At 72.6% G+C, this 17,559-nt stretch carries 14 protein-coding genes; 11 read left to right on the forward strand and 3 right to left on the reverse strand.

Annotation, left to right across the window (positions count from 1 at the left end):
- The first annotated feature begins 91 nt into the window (after positions 1–91).
- The 3 genes from ACIBO1_RS18625 to ACIBO1_RS18635 are packed head-to-tail and all read left to right on the forward strand — an operon-like array spanning position 92 to position 1,758.
- A complete protein-coding gene (locus ACIBO1_RS18625; RefSeq protein ID WP_396748026.1) occupies positions 92–1,105 on the forward strand; it encodes a hypothetical protein in 1,014 nt (337 codons plus the stop codon).
- Between the two features lie 16 nt (positions 1,106–1,121).
- Positions 1,122–1,427: a hypothetical protein gene (locus ACIBO1_RS18630; protein ID WP_396748029.1), complete on the forward strand. Its 306-nt coding sequence runs from the start codon at positions 1,122–1,124 to the stop codon at positions 1,425–1,427.
- A gap of 25 nt (positions 1,428–1,452) precedes the next feature.
- Positions 1,453–1,758, forward strand: a complete 306-nt coding sequence (locus tag ACIBO1_RS18635; protein WP_396748032.1) for a WXG100 family type VII secretion target — start codon at positions 1,453–1,455, stop codon at positions 1,756–1,758.
- Positions 1,759–1,816: 58 nt separating this feature from the next.
- Here the strand turns inward: ACIBO1_RS18635 and ACIBO1_RS18640 are convergent, their stop codons facing one another.
- Positions 1,817–6,307: an FtsK/SpoIIIE domain-containing protein gene (locus ACIBO1_RS18640; RefSeq protein WP_396748035.1), complete on the reverse strand. Its 4,491-nt coding sequence runs from the start codon at positions 6,305–6,307 to the stop codon at positions 1,817–1,819.
- Positions 6,304–7,545, reverse strand: a complete 1,242-nt coding sequence (locus tag ACIBO1_RS18645; RefSeq protein ID WP_396748038.1) for a hypothetical protein — start codon at positions 7,543–7,545, stop codon at positions 6,304–6,306. Before ACIBO1_RS18645 ends, ACIBO1_RS18640 begins: the two co-directional genes overlap by 4 nt.
- Positions 7,546–7,870: 325 nt before the next feature.
- Between ACIBO1_RS18645 and ACIBO1_RS18650 the strand changes: the two genes are divergently transcribed.
- From ACIBO1_RS18650 to ACIBO1_RS18675, 6 genes are all read left to right on the forward strand, one after another.
- Entirely contained in the window at positions 7,871–8,761 is an 891-nt protein-coding gene (locus tag ACIBO1_RS18650) for a MerR family transcriptional regulator (protein WP_396748041.1), read from the forward strand.
- A gap of 184 nt (positions 8,762–8,945) precedes the next feature.
- Entirely contained in the window at positions 8,946–9,722 is a 777-nt protein-coding gene (locus tag ACIBO1_RS18655; RefSeq protein WP_396748044.1) for a hypothetical protein, read from the forward strand.
- Positions 9,723–9,773: 51 nt separating this feature from the next.
- A complete protein-coding gene (locus tag ACIBO1_RS18660) occupies positions 9,774–10,109 on the forward strand; it encodes a hypothetical protein (protein WP_350700550.1) in 336 nt (111 codons plus the stop codon).
- A 53-nt stretch (positions 10,110–10,162) separates the two neighbouring features.
- Positions 10,163–10,951, forward strand: coding sequence for a spermidine synthase (locus ACIBO1_RS18665; protein ID WP_396748047.1), 789 nt, complete (start codon positions 10,163–10,165; stop codon positions 10,949–10,951).
- A gap of 62 nt (positions 10,952–11,013) precedes the next feature.
- Entirely contained in the window at positions 11,014–11,931 is a 918-nt protein-coding gene (locus tag ACIBO1_RS18670; RefSeq protein ID WP_396748050.1) for an NADP-dependent oxidoreductase, read from the forward strand.
- Positions 11,932–12,039: 108 nt separating this feature from the next.
- Positions 12,040–12,981 (forward strand): acyltransferase domain-containing protein, encoded by a 942-nt coding sequence (locus ACIBO1_RS18675; protein WP_396748052.1) that lies wholly within the window; start codon positions 12,040–12,042, stop codon positions 12,979–12,981.
- Between the two features lie 22 nt (positions 12,982–13,003).
- Here ACIBO1_RS18675 and ACIBO1_RS18680 read toward each other — a convergent pair whose 3' ends face one another.
- Positions 13,004–14,482, reverse strand: a complete 1,479-nt coding sequence (locus ACIBO1_RS18680; protein ID WP_396748054.1) for an NAD(P)/FAD-dependent oxidoreductase — start codon at positions 14,480–14,482, stop codon at positions 13,004–13,006.
- Positions 14,483–14,810: 328 nt separating this feature from the next.
- Between ACIBO1_RS18680 and ACIBO1_RS18685 the strand changes: the two genes are divergently transcribed.
- Both ACIBO1_RS18685 and katG read left to right on the forward strand, forming a co-directional pair.
- A complete protein-coding gene (locus ACIBO1_RS18685) occupies positions 14,811–15,236 on the forward strand; it encodes a Fur family transcriptional regulator (protein ID WP_396748056.1) in 426 nt (141 codons plus the stop codon).
- A 43-nt stretch (positions 15,237–15,279) separates the two neighbouring features.
- On the forward strand, positions 15,280–17,556 hold the full coding sequence (katG, locus tag ACIBO1_RS18690) for a catalase/peroxidase HPI (protein ID WP_396748058.1): 2,277 nt from the start codon (positions 15,280–15,282) through the stop codon (positions 17,554–17,556).
- Positions 17,557–17,559: the final 3 nt, after the last annotated feature.

A 17,559-nucleotide genomic window follows, 5' to 3' on the forward strand; every position in this document is an offset into this window, starting at 1 on the left:
CCGCGCGGAGGTTCACGGTGAACCTCCGGCCGCCCCGGCCGCGTCGAACCCGACAGACGGCGAGGAGCGACGACCGGAGGAGAGGGCGGGGATGGCCGACCTGGTGCTCGACTACGCGCTGCTGCACCGGCTGGCGGGCAGCATGCGGGAGCTGAAGAGCCGGATCCAGTTCGACGTGGACACCGGCTCACGGCGATCGGTGGTCACCTCCGACGGGTCCGTGGTCGACTCGTCCCAGGTGGGCAACTCGTCGCTGTACGCCTCGCTGAGCGCCTTCTTCTACGCCTGCCACACCCCGTTCAAGGACTCGATGGACCTGCTCGACGAACTGGCCGGCACCTTCGACGGCATCGCCCAGGCGTACTTCGAGCTGGACGCCGACATCGCCGGCAAGGTCAACCTGGACCGGCTGCGGGCCGACATCGCCGGCTGGCAGTCCGACACCGCCGCGTACGAGCGCTACCTCGACCTCAAGGACCGCCAGATCACCTTCCAGTACTACGACGAGCACGGGAACCTGGTCGACGGTTCGGTGCCGGTGTGGACCGGGGATCCGGTGCCCGAGCCGGGGGAGGTGCCCACCTCCAAGGCCGGCACCTCGCCGGTGGGCAGCAACGACGTCGTAGCGGTCGTGGACGACCAGGGCCGGATCGTCTCCGAGACCACCACCGTGGACTCCGGCGACGGGCTCACCTACACCGAGACGACCCGGTTCACCTACCACGACACCGACGGTGACGGTGAGCCCGACGTCGTGGACTTCACCTCGACCATCCAGCACTCCGACGGCACCGAGGAGACGATCGAAAAGAAGACCAACCCCGACGGCTCGTACGTGGTGACCTCCACGACCGACGAGGGCACCACCACCAGCACGATCACCTCGACCGACGACGGCGGGTCACATCAGGTCACCGTCGATCACGAGGGGGAGACCACCACGACCGACATCGTGGTGACCGGACCGGACACCGGCACCAAGACGGTGGTGGGTCCGGACCGCACCGAGGTCTATCACGGCAACCCGAACACGGGGGAGTGGACGCTCGTCTCCGAGGAGTCACCCGAGGACGACTACGTCCCCTACACCACCGTCACCATCTGACTTCTGGAGTGAGGCCATGGCCAACATCACCGTCGACTTCGAGCGGGTCAAGACCGTCAACGACCAGCTCAACCTGGCCGTCACGCAGACCGTGCCCCGGTTGGAGGACCTGCGCAACGCGGTGTCCCAGTTGCTCACCAGCGACGGTGGTCTCTGGCTGCAACGGTCCAGCCCGACCCTCAGCGGGCAGTACCAGACCTTCAACACCGAGTTGACCAGCGCGATCGAGAACATCCGCTCGTTCGCGCAGCAGTTCCATAACATCACCGTCCAGCTCCGCACCATGGACGACCAGATCTCCACGTCGTCCAGCGGCGGCTGAGCGCCCGAGGACCGGAAGGCAGACCATGGCAGAGGTAGACGTCGACTACGACCGGGTCCACACGGTCTCCGGGCGGCTCACCACCGAGGGCGCGGACATCGCCCAGGTGCTCAAGACCCTCAACGGCAGCGTCACCGAGCTGCTGACCAGCCAGGGTGGACTCTGGATGCAGCAGGCCAGCCCGGTGATGAACAGCCAGTACAACGAGTTCACCGCCTCGCTGACCAAGGCGGTCAGCAACCTGGAGAGCTTCGCCAAGAGTTTCGCGGCGATCGTGAAGAACCTGACCGACATGGACCAGACGCTGTCCAAGCCGCCGGCCAAGGACTGACCGGTCCCGCCCCGGGTGCCGACCACGGCGCCCGGGGCTCGGCCGTTCTGTGTCGGGCCTAACGGACCACGGTGTGCGGGATCGCCACCGTGCTCAGGGCGCCGGTCGCCGGGTCCGGCACGTACCCGCGACCCGGGCGGCTGCCCGACCGCAGTGCCGCCGGTGGCACCCGGGAGCCCACCAGGTCCCCCTCGATGGCCGACTGCGGTGCCAGCAGCACCCCCTGCCGGGACCGGCGGGCCTCGGCGATCCAGCCCCCCAACGACTGGACGAGCGTCTCGGCGGTGCCCGCGTAGGCCAGTCCGATGCCCCGGTCGCGGCCGGTGGCCACCACCTCCCGCAGCACCCCGTCCACCGGGTTGGCGAAGCCGAACAGGTCGACGTCGTCGACCAGCACCACCGACGGGCCGCCCAACTCCGCCAGCGCGGCGTTCACCTGCGCCGGGTCCGGACTCGTACCGGAAAGGACACGCACCCGGGCGTGGACCGCCAACCGGCGCAGCACCGACTCCCGGGGTGTCAGGACCACCAACGCGGTGCCGCCGGCCAGCAGCGACACCGCCAGCGTGGCGAGGGTGTTGCTGCGTCCTGATCCGGGTGGCCCGGCGACCAGGAAGGTCGCCTGCTGGCCGGCGAAGTCCACACCGACCGGTGCGGCGGCGTCGCCGCCGAGCCCGAGCAGACCGTGCAACGGCCGCCGTTGCGCGTCGGGGAACAGCGCGAACGCCTCGGCGAAGGTGACCGCACCGGGTAGCCCGGCCACCGGGAACGGTCGGCGCTGCGCGGGCACGCCGCTGTCCCGGGCGGTGGCCCGGGCCGCGATCCGGCGCATCGCCTCGACCTGCGCCGGACCGGACGGGTCCCGGTCCAGCAGGGCGATCTGCAGCTCGCCCCGGTCCACCGAACTCCAGGCGCGGCCCGGTGGGATCACCTCGGGCACCCGCCGGTGGTTGACGCCGATCGCCGAGTAGTCGGTGCGGTCGGTCATCCGCAGCATGATCCGGTGGTCGTTGAGGGTGGCCACCCGCCCGGACAGCAACCCCCGTTCGGAGGTCATCATCAGGTGCAGCCCGGCCGCCGGCCCCTCCCGCAGCAGACCCAGGAACTGGTCGAGCAGCCGCCCGCCGTCGTGGTCGCCGAGCACCGCGGCCAGCGAGTCCCAGCCGTCCACCAGCAGCACCAGGTGTGCCGGACGTTCGGCCGGCGACAGCGCCGCGCGCAACTCGTCCAGCCCGGCGCAGGAGTGGCGGGCCAGCAGGTCGTGCCGCCGGGCCAGTTCACCGCGCAGCCGACCGAGCAGCCGCTCCAGGCGTTCCAGGTCGGCGCGGGGGACCACCGCTCCGCAGTGCGGGAACTCCGCCAGCGCCGCCATCGACCCGCCGGCCGCGTCGATGGCGTAGAAGTGCACGTCGGCGCTGGACAGCGACCGGGCCAGTGACGCGGCCAGGGTGCGCAGCAACTGCGACCGGCCGGAGCGGGCGGCGCCGAGCACGTAGAGGTGTCCCAGGCGGGACAGGTCGGCGGTCAGCACCGGCTGGGTCTGCTGCTCCGGCAGGTCGGCCCGCGCGTACGGCACCGGCGGCAACCCGGGACCGGCCGGGGACGCGGGCGCGGCCAGATCCTCCAGGAGCACGACCGGGGGCAGTGGCGGCAGCCACGGGCTCGGTTGCCGCTCACACGCCACCTCCCGGGCGGCCGCGTCGATCGCGTCCACCAACACGTCCAGGTCGGTGGCGGCCAACTCGTCCGGCGCGACACCGTTCGGCGTCACCTCCACCGGTGGCGGCAACGACCGGCCCAACCGGGACCAGGGCAACTCCGTGCCCCGCACCGGCACCACCGGCGCGGGCTCGGGCGTGTCCGGCTCGGCGCCCTGGTGCACCGCGCCCACGTACCCGGTCTGGAAGGGCAGCGTGGAGCGGTGCGCGAGCCGGGCCAACGCCCGACCGGGCGTGGCCGCCGGGATCATCGCGGCGTCGGGTACGTCGATGACGTCGGCACTCTCCGTCGGGTCGGTGACCCGCAGCGCGATGCGCAGGTTGGTGTTGGCCCGGATGTCGGTGGTGACCACCCCGCCCGGCCGTTGGGTGGCCAGGATCAGGTGGATGCCGAGCGACCGTCCCCGCTGGGCGATGCTGACCAGGCCGGGGATGAAGTCCGGCACCTCCCGGACCAGGGTGGCGAACTCGTCGATCACCAGCACCAGCCGTGGCACAGCCGGCAGCGCCGGGTCACGACCGCGCATCGTGCGGTACTGGACGAGGTCCTTGGCGGCCACCCCGGCCAGGATCTCCTCGCGTCGGCGCAGCTCCGCGCCGAGCGACTCCAGCGCCCGCACCACCAGCGCGCCGTCCAGGTCGGTCACCATGCCGAGGGTGTGCGGCAGGCGGACGCAACTGTGGAAGGCGCTGCCGCCCTTGTAGTCGACCAGCACGAAGGTCAACTCGTCGGGTCGGTTCACCGCCGCCAGCGACACCACGATGGACTGCAACAACTCGGACTTGCCGGCACCGGTGGTGCCCGCGATCAACGCGTGCGGCCCGTCCCGGACCAGGTCGAGGCTGACCGGCCCGTCGAACCCGCTGCCGATCACGAACGTCGTCGACGCGGGCTGCCGCGACCAGCGCGCGGCCACCTCGGCAACCTCCGGCGGGTCTGCGTCCAGCAGCTCCAGCAGACGACTGCGGTCGGGCAGCCCCGCGCTCTCGTCCGGCGTGACGTCCCGCAGCGGGGCCATCGCCCGGGACACCCGGTCGCACCACTGCGGCGTGACCAGGTCCGGACGTACGCCGGTGGCCTCCGGCACGCCGGTCTGGCGGACGGTCAGCCCCTCCGCGTCGGCCCGCAGGACCGCGGTGCACTCCTCCGGCAGCAGCCGCTCCTCGGCGTCGACGCAGATCGCGAAGACCCGCACCGGCGGACCCTCGGTCAGCACCTGCACCATGCCGGGTACGTCCCGCAGCCGCCGGGCGCCGTCGACCACCAGCACCACGTCGGGTTCGGTGAAGAGGACCTGACCGAGCTGCGTGCCCCGGGCCTTGGTCCGCGCGGTTACCATCGCCACCAACTCGCCGACCCGGTTCGCCACGGTCTCCGGGTCGTTGCCGAGCAGCGTGTACGGCCGTCCGGTCCCGTCCTCGGGCGGCCGGGTGTGCGGCAACCAGCGCACCCAGCTCCACCGCTCCTCCCCGGCCGGCTCGGTCAGCACGTGGATTCGCAGGTCACGCGGGCTGTGCAGGGCGGCGGCCTGGGCGAGGAGCCACCGCGCCGTCGCGTAAGTGGTCTCCGCCGCGCCGGCCAGACCGACCACACCGCGCTCGACCAGGTCCACGGTGACCGGTACGTCCGGCACGGTCCACCGGAACTGCCGGTCCCCGTCGACGCGGGCCGGGTCCTCCACCTCGATCAGCGAGGGCTGGTCCATGGTGCCCACCCGCAGCACGAGGTGGTCGGGGTCGCGCCGCCGCCGCTCCCACAGCCGGCGGCCCGGACCGACGGCGGTGAACAGCAGGGTCGCCGGGTCGGGCGACGCCTCGCACCGGGCCAGCCGTTCCCCGGCGACGTCGGCCGCCAGCTCCCGCACCACCCGGGCGCGTTTGCGGATGTACTCGGCGAGCTCCCGGCGGTAGCGCTTACGACCGCTGCGCCGGTCGGTGTACCAGTTCGCCATCGCCAGCACCGGACTGAGCAGCATGATCAGCAGGAAGAAGTACGAGCCGAAGAGGAACACGAAGGCCAGACCCAGCACCATCGGGGCGAGGATCATCAGCAGCGGGATGGGCCGGCGGGTGGGCTTGCTCGGCGGGGTGGGCAGCCGTCGCCGGGCGAAGAGCAGCGGCGGCACGATCCGGGGCGGCCGGTTGAAGTCCAGCATCGGGACGTCCACGGCGGGCGTCACCGCTGCGTCCGGGGCCGGCCGCCGGACCAGCCGCAGCAGACTGTCACCGACCGCCAGGTCCACCCCGAGCGGCCAGCGTCGGGCACCAGCCGACCGCGCTGCCTCGGGCCGTCCGCTCGCGGGTTCGTCGTCGCGTCGCGGCCGGTCCGAGTCCGTGGCGGGAACCACCGGTTCGGTCTCCGGCGGCGCCTGCGGAAGCGCCAGCCGTACCCCGTCGCCCAGGGTCACCCAGGCCCGGCCCTGCGCGTCGACCGCGAGTCTGGCGGCGTGCGCGGGTACGCCGGCACCGGCCGGGCCGATCGCCGACCCGGGCGCCGCGCCGATGTCGTGACAGCCCAGGCCGACCGGCCAGACCCGTCCCGCGTCCGGGCCGCCGACCCCGTGCACCTCCAACCAGTGCGTACCGGGGTCGCCCGGCAGGTCCCGTACGCCCCCGGCCGTCGTCGGCGTGCCCGCACCCACGCGGACCCCGGCGACGATCCCGGCCGTGCCGACCGTCTGCGTCGGATCCAGCCGGTCTCCGTCGAGGTACCAGCCGTCGGGCCGGTCGTCCCTGTCGGTGAGCGCCCCCACCGGCGTGTCCACCTGGACGTCCACCGCGACGTCCCGCTCGGCCTCGGCCGCACTGACGGTCAGCAGCAGTCGCATCATCGGTCTCCGGGTCGGCCGGCGGGCTCGGCGCTGGAGTGCGCCATCGGCCGGTGCGTCTCCGGCGTCCGCTCGATCAGGTCGTCGTTGCCGGTCGGCGTCGGCGTCGGCGTCGGTGGTGGCGGTGGCGGTGGCGTGTCCACATCCGCCGTCGGTGCGGCCGGTGCGGAGGAGACCGCGCTGACGGGCGTGGCGGCCGGTGAGTCCTCCTCGGCCCAGGCCGGTGACGTCGTGGGCACCGTCGGCCGTCGACGCGACCTGGCGATCCGCACGAGCGGCGCGGACTCCGCGTCGAGCGCCAGTTCCGGCGCGCTGACCCGTCCGTCCGTGTCGGCCCGCAGCCGCCAGCGGGACCCGGGCAGGTAACCGGCAACCAGCACCAGCAGGGTCGGATCGTCGGCGACCAGCGAGGCGAGCCGTGCAGCCGTCGCGGCGTCGGGCCGTCGGCAGACCAGGACGCGCCGCCCGACGGCGGCGGCCTGATCTGTGGCGAGCAGCGTCAACGCCTCGGGTAACCCCTGCCGCTCCAGGTCGGCCGTGGCGAGATCGTCGTCCGGCGGCACCGCGACGATCAGGCGGTCCACGCCGTGCCCACCGATCATCGCGGCCAACTGGACGGTCATCGCGGAGACCAGTCGGTCCACCGCCCCCGGTGCGCCGTGCACCGACACGACGCCTGGGCAACGACCGAGGTCCAGCAGGACCAGGTCCCTGGCCCGTACGCCCACCGCGACCGGCAGCGGCGCCGTGGAGACGGCACCGGACATCGGGGGCAGCGGTCGCCGCGTACGCCACAGGTGTCCGCTGACCTGCCACCCGGACTCCGCCAACGGCCGCAGGGCGGTGGACCCGGGCCCGGCGACCCGGACGCCGACCTCCTGGTCACCCAGCAGCACCAGGTACGGCCACCACTCGTCCTGCCCGCCGAGCGCCGCGCCCGCCGACATGATCCCGGCTCGCGCCGTAGGCACCGGACCGGGACCGGCGAACCGTGCCGCGACCACCCGCATGCCACGCCGGGCCCGCAGGCGACCGACGATCGGCGCCACCAGGCCCCGGGCCGTGTCGGTGATGCCGCGCCGGAGACGTCGCCCGAGGTGACGCAGGCCGTACCGACGGTTGACCCGCCGCAGCAGCAGGACCAGCAGGATCGCCAGCTCCACGACGGTCAGGACGGTCAGCAGCGTCTGCCGGTGGGTGTCCAGGAAGCCGCCGAGCTCGCTCAGGGACGGCGTGTCCAACCGTGCTCCTCCTCGCGCGGTAGCGGCCTGCGCACGGCGCAGCCGCCGTCGAATGCTAGCCGTGGACGGACCCTCGCTCCCGGCCCGGCGATTCCCTGCGGAGCCGGTAAAGTCCCAGCTCAGAACGCGTGGAGAAGCGTCCAGCGGGCTGGTCGGCCGGCGGATGAACTCTTGGTGACGAACAGTCTGCGTCCCGTCGTCGGGCTGGTCTCTCCGGCAGCGCGGGCGCACCGGCCGGCGGGCGGCGTCCGAGGCGCGGTTGACCTTGCCCAAAGGGCCGGGCCGATGATGAGTCGGTCCACAAGCGCCAGGCCCGAGGAGGACCATGAACGACGACCTCACCGCCGGTGAGTTCCAGGTGATGACCGGCTTGTCGGCCAAGGCGTTGCGCCTGTACGCGGAGCGCGGCATCCTGACCCCGGCGTCGGTCGACCCGCGCTCCGGGTACCGGCAGTACGCGCGCTCGCAGGTGCGACACGGGATCATGGCCGATCTCCTGCGTCGTGCCCAGGTGCCCCTGTCCGAGTTGGGGGAGGCCGTCGACTTCCCGTTCGCGCAGTGGCGCGACAAGGTCATGATGCGGCGCAGCTTCGAGGACTTCTTCCTGGCCGTCGCCGAGCACATCGCCGAGTTCGACCCGGCGGACCTGACCGCCCACCGTCAGGCCGCACCGAGCCTGGAGTGGGTGGGAGTGATCCTGGATCTCGACATCCCCGACGACGTGGAGGGCACGGTCGGGCGGATGTCCGAGATGGCCGCCGTCACGCCCGAGGTCGACCAGGCGTTCGGCGAGGCCCTCGCCGACCTGGCGGTGCCCCCGGCCGGCCTCTGCTGGGCCGCCGCTGGGCAGTCGGTCGGGGCCGGCGCGGCCTCCCGGATGCTGCTGGCCCGTCCCGGACCCGCCGGTCTCGACGAGGCCGCCCGCGACCTGATCGAGGAGCGGGTGCGCTCCCGGACCGGAGAGTCCGTCCGCGCGGTGACCGGGACGCTGCCGGCCCGGCTGGAGATCACCTTCACCGCCGGCGCAGACGGCGACCTGTCGCCGGTCGAGGAGGCGGCGGCCGGATACCTGTACGTGCTCGCCTTCGGCGAGTACACCGCTCGGCACGGCCTGACCGCGTTGTCTTCGATGCCCCGGGAGGTCAGCCACGGCCCGTCGCTGTTCTCCGACGAGCCCGCACACCGCTCGGTCAGCGTCTTCGACGCCCGCGCCTGACGCCCGCCACCCGGTCGGGTCCGACCACGGGTCAGCGCAGGCATCCACCGTCTGCTATATATGGGAACGCTTCCACAGGCGGTCGACGGATTCTGGTCCCGCCTGGGCACCCGTGACGCACCGACGGTCGGACGCCGGGTGCCCGGCGGCGGACCGCCGCCGTGGCGACCATCGGAGGACAGGCATGCGCACACTTCTCGCCGCGGTGACCGCCGCGTTGACGCTCGCCGTCACGGCCGGCAGCGTCCCGTCCGACGCCGCGAACGCCTCGCACCGCGGCTCCTGCACCCGGCACATGCTGTTCTGCGAGGACTTCGAACGCCTGCCGCGCGGCGGTGCCAGCAGCCTGAACTGGGGCATCGACACCCGCAACGGCACGCTCACCGTGGAGCACACCCACCGGGGCAACCAGGTGCTGCACGTCCACACCGTCGACAACGGACGCGCCTTCCTTCGCGTCGACGACTTCGCCGCGCCGGGCAACCGCTTCTACGGCCGGATGCGGCTGCGCGTGGACGCCTTCCCGACCGCCCCCGACTGGGCGCACTTCACCCTCGTCGAGGCCACCGGCAGCGGCAGCGCCGAGGTCGTCCGACCGGTCGGCGGCCAGTACGCCCCCACCGTCCCCGGCATCTTCTGGGGGATCGGCGCCGACGGTGGGCCGACCGGCGACTGGACCAACTGGCGCGAGTCCGCCCCGGTGGTCGAGGACACCTGGCAGTGCTTCGAGTGGAAGCTCGACCCGACCGACAACCGAGTCACGGTCTGGATCGACGGAGTCGCCAACCCGGAGCTGACCGCCTCCACCACCGAGCACGGCGGCAACGACGTGCCGTTCGTCCTGCCGAACGTCAACACCGTGAAGATCGGCTGGCAGCTCTATCAGGGCGGCACCACCCCGGACGCGTTCGACCTCTGGATCGACGACATCGCCCTGGCCAGCCGACGCCTCGGCTGCTGACCCGCTGGCGTCCCGTGCAGGTCCGGCGGGAGTCCGGGTACCCTCGGGCGGGTGCGGATCATCGCGTTCCTGGCTGTCCTCCTCGTCGTGCTGGCCGCCGTTGCGCTCATCGGAGCGGTGCTGACGGCCGGTAACCGACGCCGCCGTCACGCTGCGCAGGTGTCGGCGCGGTGGACGGTGCGCCACTACGCCATCCCCGGTCGAGGGCACACCGTGGTCGGTGTCAGCCTCACCGACGCCGACGGCCGGATCCACGGTGAGAACGTGGTCGCCCGCATCCCGGACGGCGCTCCCGACTGGCAACGCGACTTCGTGGCGGCGCGGCAGGAGGCCGAGGAACGCGCGTTCCACCTCAACAGCGACCGCCCGCCGATGCTCGGGAGCTGACGCCGCCGGGTCCTGCGGGTGCGGCACCGGCGACTGGGCTAGCCTGCCTGCTCATGGAGGCCACCGACGACCGTCTCGAACTGGTCGTCGACCCGGCCCGGCCCACCGGGCGCACGCTCCTGGCGGGTGGCGTCGAGCAGTCGTACGTGGACCTCGCCGACCCCACCTACCTGCACTTCGAGTACGTGCGCCGGATGGCCGCCGTGGCCGATCTCGCCGCACCGGCCGGTGATCCGCTCGACGTGCTGCACCTGGGCGGCGGCGCGCTGACCCTGCCGCGCTACGTCGCGACGACCCGGCCCGGCTCGGCCCAGGTGGTCGTCGAGCGGGACCCGGCCGTGGTCGACCTGGTGACCCGGGACCTGCCGCTTCGGCAGCCCGGCATCGAGGTCCGGGTGGCCGACGCGCGGCAGGCGGTCAGCGAGGCACCCGCCGACGCGTACGACCTGGTGTTCGCCGACATCTACCGGGCGGCCCGGATGCCGCCGCACGTGGCCACCGTGGCGTTCGCCGCCGAGGTCGCCCGGGTGCTGCGCCCGGACGGCGTCTACCTGGTCAACGTCACCGACCTGCCGCCGCTGGTCCTCGCCCGGGTGCAGGCGGCCACCCTGCGCGCGGTCTTCGCCGACGTCTGCGTCGTCGCCGACCGGCGGATGCTGCGCGGCCGGCGGTACGGCAACCTGGTGCTCGCGGCGGCCAATCGCCCGGGTCGGCTGCCGGTGCCGCGCCTGGTGACGCGGGTGCAGCGGGACCCGTTGCCCGGTGCGGTATTGCACGGGCCGACGCTCGACACCTTCGTCGGCGGTGCCCGCCCCCGCACCGACGACCGGTCACGTCCTTGACTTCGAGTGAGGTTGAGGTTCGAGACTGGGTCCGGTGGCCACGATCACGGGGAGGCGTACGGATGCAGGCAGCGGTGTTCCGGCAGGTCGGCGGGCCGGAAGTGCTCACGTGGGGGAGGATCGAGACCCCAGAGGCGGGACCCGGCGAGGTCCGGGTACGTGTGCGGGCCGCCGGCGTGCAGCCCATCGACTGCGCCGTACGGGCCGGGGTGATGCCCGCCGGGGCGACACCGACGCTGCCGACGCTGCCGGCGGTGCCGGGCAACGAGTTCGCCGGGACGGTCGATCAGGTCGGCGCCGGGGTCACCGGGATCGCCGTCGGCGACGAGGTGTTGGGCTTCGGGTTCATGAACGCGGCGGCCGAGTACGTCGCGGTGCCCGCCGAGCAGGTGACCGCCAAACCGGCCGCGATGCCCTGGGAGGTCGCCGGCGGTTTCAGCGGTGCCGCCCAGACCGCGCACATCGCCCTCGACCAGATCCGACCCGGGCCGGGGGAGACGCTGCTCGTGCACGGAGCGGCCGGTGCCGTCGGTGCGGTCGCCGTGCAACTCGCCCTCCGGGCGGGAGCCCGCGTCGTCGGCACGGCCAGCGTCGCCAACCAGGAGTACCTGCGGTCGCTGGGCGCCGTACCGGTCGTCTACGGCGGGCACCTGGCCGACCACCTCCGTACGCTGCTGCCCGAGGGCGTCGACGCCGTGCTCGATGGGGCCGGCGGGGAGGCACTCACCCTGTCGCTCGCGCTCTGCCCCGACCGGTCCCGGATCCTCACCCTGACCGCGCACGCCCGAGCCGTCGACCTCGGTATCCGGACCACACCGAACCTGCGTTCCGCCGCCCGTCTCGCCGCGCTCGCCGATCTCTACGCCGCCGGCGACCTGCGCTTCCCGATCCGCCGCACCTATCCGATGGCCCGGGCCGCCGACGCCCACCGAGAGGTGGAGACCGGACACGGCCGGGGCAAGGTCGTCCTCGTCGCCTGACCGGCCACCACGCCGGCACGTCTCGACCCGCCGCCGACCTCTGTCCACGAGGGACGTGCTGCTTCGTAGGGGCTTGCGGCGGCCCCGCCGCCGAGTAGGTTCGTCGACGTGGACCTGGAGGACATCGCCGCCCGGCTCGGCGTACCCGTCGAGGACGTCGCGCGCGTCGGGCAGCTCGCCGGTGACCGGCCGTCGGCCCCGTTGCCCGCGAAGGCCGACGCGCCCGCGCTCCTGGACCGGCTCGCCGTACGCCCTGACGACGCCGCCGAGATCATGGCCGGCTGGCCCGATCCCGACTCGGCGCTGTGGACCCCGGAGCTGCGCTGGCTGCTCGACCGCTCGATCGCGCTGGTCCGCGCCGACCTCGGCGGCCACGAATGGCTGCCGCCCGGCCCGGAGCTGCCCCGCGATCGCGGACCGGCCTGGCGGCACCTGTACGTGTACGCGTACCTTGCCCTGCTCGACGTGGTGCGGGCCTTCCACCGTGACCACGGCGTCCCCGACGCGGTGTCCTGGGCGACCCTGGCGGACCTGGGCCGCAACCTCGCGATCGACCGGCGGATGCACCGCGAGGGCTGGCCGGTCATGCAGAGCTGGTTGACCCTGCACCCCCGGGGCAGTCTCTACGAGCTGGGCCGGTTGCAGCACCAACGCGGCGACACGATCGGCCTGCACATCCCCGAGGCGGGGCCGTTGACGCCGCAGGCGGTCACCGACTCGCTCGACGCGGCCCGCGCCTTCTTCCCGCGTCACTTCCCCGACGAGCAGCACACGGCGTTCTCCTGCGGTTCGTGGCTGCTCGACCCGCAACTGCGCGAGTACCTGCCGGAGGACTCCCACATCGTCGGGTTCCAGCGCCGGTTCACCCTGGAGCCCTACGAGGAACCGGAGGGCATCGACGCCGACGTCGAGGTGCTGCGGTTCGTGTTCCGCAGCCTGAGCACGCCGCTGGACGAGCTGCCGCGACGCACCGTGCTGCAACGCGCGGTCGTCGACCACCTGCGCGCTGGTCGCCATTGGCACTGGCGTCGGGGGCACTTCCCGATCTAGCCATCCGCGCCGGGTGCCGGAGTCAGCCGGTCGGCTGCTCCGGCGCACCGTGCCGCGCCGCCTCGGGGCCCGGCACGGCCGCCCGCTGCCCGGGTACCTCGTCCGGGGCGTCCGCCGACCCGTCCCCGGCTGCGGCCGTGACCGCCGGAGGCTCGGTCTGCGCGGTGGCCTCCCGCAGCGCGGTACGCGCCACCACCTGCTGCAACGTCACGGTCCGCTCGGAGCGACCGCGCCCGATGAAGCTGACGAACCAGTGCAGTACGGCGGTGACCCGGTTCTTGAAGCCGACCAGGTACAGCAGGTGCACGGCGAGCCAGAGCAGCCACCCGGTCAGTCCGGCCAACCGCAGCCGGCCGACGGTGGCCACCGCCGAGAAGCGCGAGATGGTCGCCATGCTGCCCTTGTCGCGGTAGCGGAACGGCTGTCCCACCGGCTGGCCCCGGAGCCGCCGGAGGATCTGCCGGGCCGCGTGCCGCCCGCCTTGGATGGCCACCTGCGCCACGCCCGGCAGGCGGTCCAGAGCCATCAGGTCGCCGACCACGAACACCTCGGGATGTCCGGGCAGGGTCAGGTCCGGCTCGACCTTGACCCGACCGGCCCGATCGGTCTCGGCACCGGCCCGGGCGGCCAGGTGCGCGCCCAGCGGCGAGCCCGACACCCCGGCCGCCCAGATCTTCGTCTTGCACTCGATGCGCCGCCGCCGGCCGTCGCGGTCGGCCACCTCGATGCCGTCGTCGTCCACGCCGACCACCATGGCGCCCAGCTCCACGTCGACACCGAGGCGGTGCAACTGCCGCAACGCCTTGCCGGAGAGCCGGTCGCCGAACGTGCCGAGGACCGAGTCACCGGCGTCTAGCAGGACGATTGTGGCCTTGCGCGGGTCGATGCGGCGGAACTCGCCCGGCAGGGTCCGGTGCGCCAGCTCGGCGATCTGCCCGGCCATCTCCACGCCGGTCGGTCCGGCGCCGACCACCACGAACGTCATCCACCGCGCGATCGCCGCCGGGTCGGTCTCCAACTCGGCCAGCTCGAACGCCCCGAAGATCCGTCCGCGTAGTTCGAGCGCGTCGTCGATGCTCTTCATGCCGGGCGCGTGTTCGGCGAACTCGTCGTGGCCGAAGTACGACTGTGCCGCCCCGGCGGCGACGATGAGGCTGTCGTACTCGACGCGGAACGTGGTCAGCGGCGCGTTCGCGGTGACCGTCCGGGTCTCCAGGTCGATGTCGGTCACCTCGCCGAGCAGGACCTCGGCGTTGCGCTGGCGGCGCAGGATCTCGCGGGTGGCGGGCGCCACCTCGCCGGGGGAGAGGATGCCGGTGGCGACCTGATAGAGCAGCGGCTGGAACAGGTGATGGGTGGTCCGCGCGACCATGGTCACGTCCACCGGCGCGCGGCGGAGCGCCTTGGCCGCGAACAGCCCGCCGAAGCCGGATCCGACGATCACCACCCGGTGTCGCCGGTCACCGGTACCTGTGCTCTCGGTGGTCCTGTCTCGGTTCATCTGCGCCCTCCGTCCCGGTGTGAGCCACGCCCTCGGGCGTCTGCACGTCATCCTCAAGCGCGCTCCCGGCCGGACGGAACCGGCGGCTCGATCAATCTGTTCTGATTTCCGGTACGTCGGCGGCGAAACCCGCACCACGGCGGGCTCCGGGTGTTGCGGGACCTGGGCACCGTGTCCGGCACCGCGCGCCGGACGTTGCCTCTGTGACGGTGCTCACCGGCGTCGCCCGTCGGCAGGTCGGTGCCGGTACATGGACGGACCGTGACACGAACGTGCGGAGCGTCAGCAAACTTGATTGATTCCAAAAGAGTGGAGTAGGTTGGCCGGCATGACGTCCGACTTCGAGGCCCAGCTCCGCGCGGTCTCGTTGCGCGTGACCCGGCCCCGACTGGCGGTGCTCGCGGCGCTGCGGGACCACCCGCACGTCGACACCGACGCGGTGACCCGGCTGGTCCGGGCCGACCATCCCAGCGTGTCCCACCAGGCCATCTACGACGTGCTGCGAGCGCTGACCGACGCCGGTCTGGTGCGGCGCATCCAGCCCGCCGGAGCCGTCGCCCGGTACGAGTCCCGGGTGGGGGACAACCACCACCATGTCGTCTGCCGCTCCTGCGGCGCGATCGCCGACGTGGACTGCGCCGTCGGCGACGCACCCTGTCTCACCGCCTCCGACGACCACGGTTTCGTGGTCGACGAGGCGGAGGTCGTCTACTGGGGCACCTGCCCCGACTGCGACCGCACGCACCACCAGTGACACGCACCACCAGTGATCCGCCAGGTCGGAAGGAAGCAGCACATTGAGTAACCCACAGCACGACGGTCCGACGAGCGCCCAGGGCGTGGACAAGAAGGCCGAGTCCGGCTGCCCGGTCGCGCACGACTCGGTGACCGCGCACGGCAGCGAGAGCGAGAACCCGGCGATCGACTCGCCCACCCCGAAGACCGGCGGTCGCCCGCGTACCAACCGGGACTGGTGGCCCAACCAGCTCGACCTCTCGGTGCTGCACGCCCACTCGTCCAAGGGCAACCCGCTCGGCGCCGACTTCAGCTACGCCGCGGAGTTCGCCAAGCTCGACGTCGAGGCGCTCAAGCGGGACATCACCGAGGTCCTCACCACCTCGCAGGACTGGTGGCCGGCCGACTTCGGCCACTACGGCGGTCTGATGATCCGGATGAGCTGGCACGCCGCCGGCACGTACCGCATCGAGGACGGTCGCGGCGGCGCCGGCGACGGCGGGCAGCGCTTCGCCCCGCTGAACAGCTGGCCGGACAACGCCAACCTGGACAAGGCCCGTCGCCTGCTGTGGCCGGTCAAGCAGAAGTACGGCCAGCAGATCTCCTGGTCCGACCTGCTCGTGCTCGCCGGCAACGTGGCCCTGGAGTCGATGGGGTTCAAGACCTTCGGCTTCGGCTTCGGCCGCCCCGACGTGTGGGAGCCCGAGGAGATCTTCTGGGGCCCGGAGGACACCTGGCTCGGCGACGAGCGCTACGTCTCCGAGCAGGAGATGGCCAAGGGCGTCGGCGCGACCGAGATGGGCCTGATCTACGTCAACCCCGAGGGCCCCCGCGGCAACGCCGACCCCCTCGCGGCGGCGCACTTCATCCGGGAGACCTTCGCCCGGATGGCGATGAACGACGAGGAGACCGTCGCGCTCATCGCCGGTGGCCACACCTTCGGCAAGACCCACGGTGCCGGCATCGCCGACGACCACGTGGGCCCCGAGCCCGAGGGCGCCCCGCTGGAGACCCAGGGCCTGGGCTGGCTGAGCACCCACGGCAGCGGCAAGGGCGCCGACACGATCACCAGCGGCCTCGAGGTCACCTGGACCGACCGGCCGACAGAGTGGAGCAACCGCTTCTTCGAGATCCTCTTCGGCTACGAGTGGGAGCTGACCACCAGCCCGGGTGGCGCCAAGCAGTGGGTCGCCAAGGACGCCGAGGCGATCATCCCGGACGCCCACGACCCGTCGAAGAAGCACAAGCCGACCATGCTCACGACGGACCTGTCGCTGCGCGTGGATCCGGCGTACGAGCGGATCTCCCGCCGGTTCCTGGAGAACCCCGACGAGTTCGCGCTCGCCTTCGCCAAGGCGTGGTACAAGCTGCTGCACCGCGACATGGGCCCGGTCAGCCGCTTCCTCGGCCCGTGGGTCCCCGAGGCCCAGCTCTGGCAGGACCCGGTGCCGGCCGTCGACCACGAGCTGGTCGGTGACGCCGACGTCGCCGCCCTCAAGAGCAAGGTCCTGGAGTCCGGGCTGAGCACCGCCCAGCTCGTCTCCACCGCTTGGGCCTCGGCCGCCAGCTTCCGCTACACCGACAAGCGGGGCGGTGCCAACGGTGCCCGGATCCGCCTCGAGCCGCAGCGTAGCTGGGAGGTCAACCAGCCGGAGCAGCTCGCCGCGGTGCTCAAGACCCTGGAGGACATCCAGCGGGAGTTCAACGCCGCCGGTGGCGCGAAGATCTCCCTGGCGGACCTGATCGTGCTGGCCGGCTCCGCCGCCGTGGAGAAGGCGGCGCGTGACGCCGGGGTCGAGATCACCGTGCCGTTCCACCCGGGTCGCACCGACGCCAGCCAGGAGCAGACCGACGTCGAGTCGTTCCGGGTCATGGAGCCGCGTGCCGACGGGTTCCGCAACTACCTGCGCCCGGGTGAGAAGACCCAGCCGGAGGTCCTGCTCGTCGACCGGGCCTACATGCTCAACCTGACCGCGCCCGAGATGACCGCCCTGATCGGCGGCCTGCGCTCCCTCGGTGCCAACGTCGGCGAGAGCCGCCACGGTGTCCTCACCGACCGGCCCGGCGTACTCACCAACGACTTCTTCGCCAACCTGCTCTCCCCGGGCACCCGGTGGAAGGCGTCGGAGTCCGAGGAGCACGTGTACGAGATCCGCGACCTGGCGACCGACCAGGTGAAGTGGACCGCCACCGCGGTCGACCTCATCTTCGGCTCCAACTCGCAGCTCCGGGCGCTCGCCGAGGTCTACGCCAGCGACGACGCCCGCGGCAAGTTCGTGGCCGACTTCGTCGCCGCCTGGACCAAGGTGATGGAACTCGACCGGTTCGACCTGGCCTGATCC

The organism is Micromonospora sp. NPDC049903, assembly GCF_044460945.1.
GTDB lineage: Bacteria > Actinomycetota > Actinomycetes > Mycobacteriales > Micromonosporaceae > Micromonospora.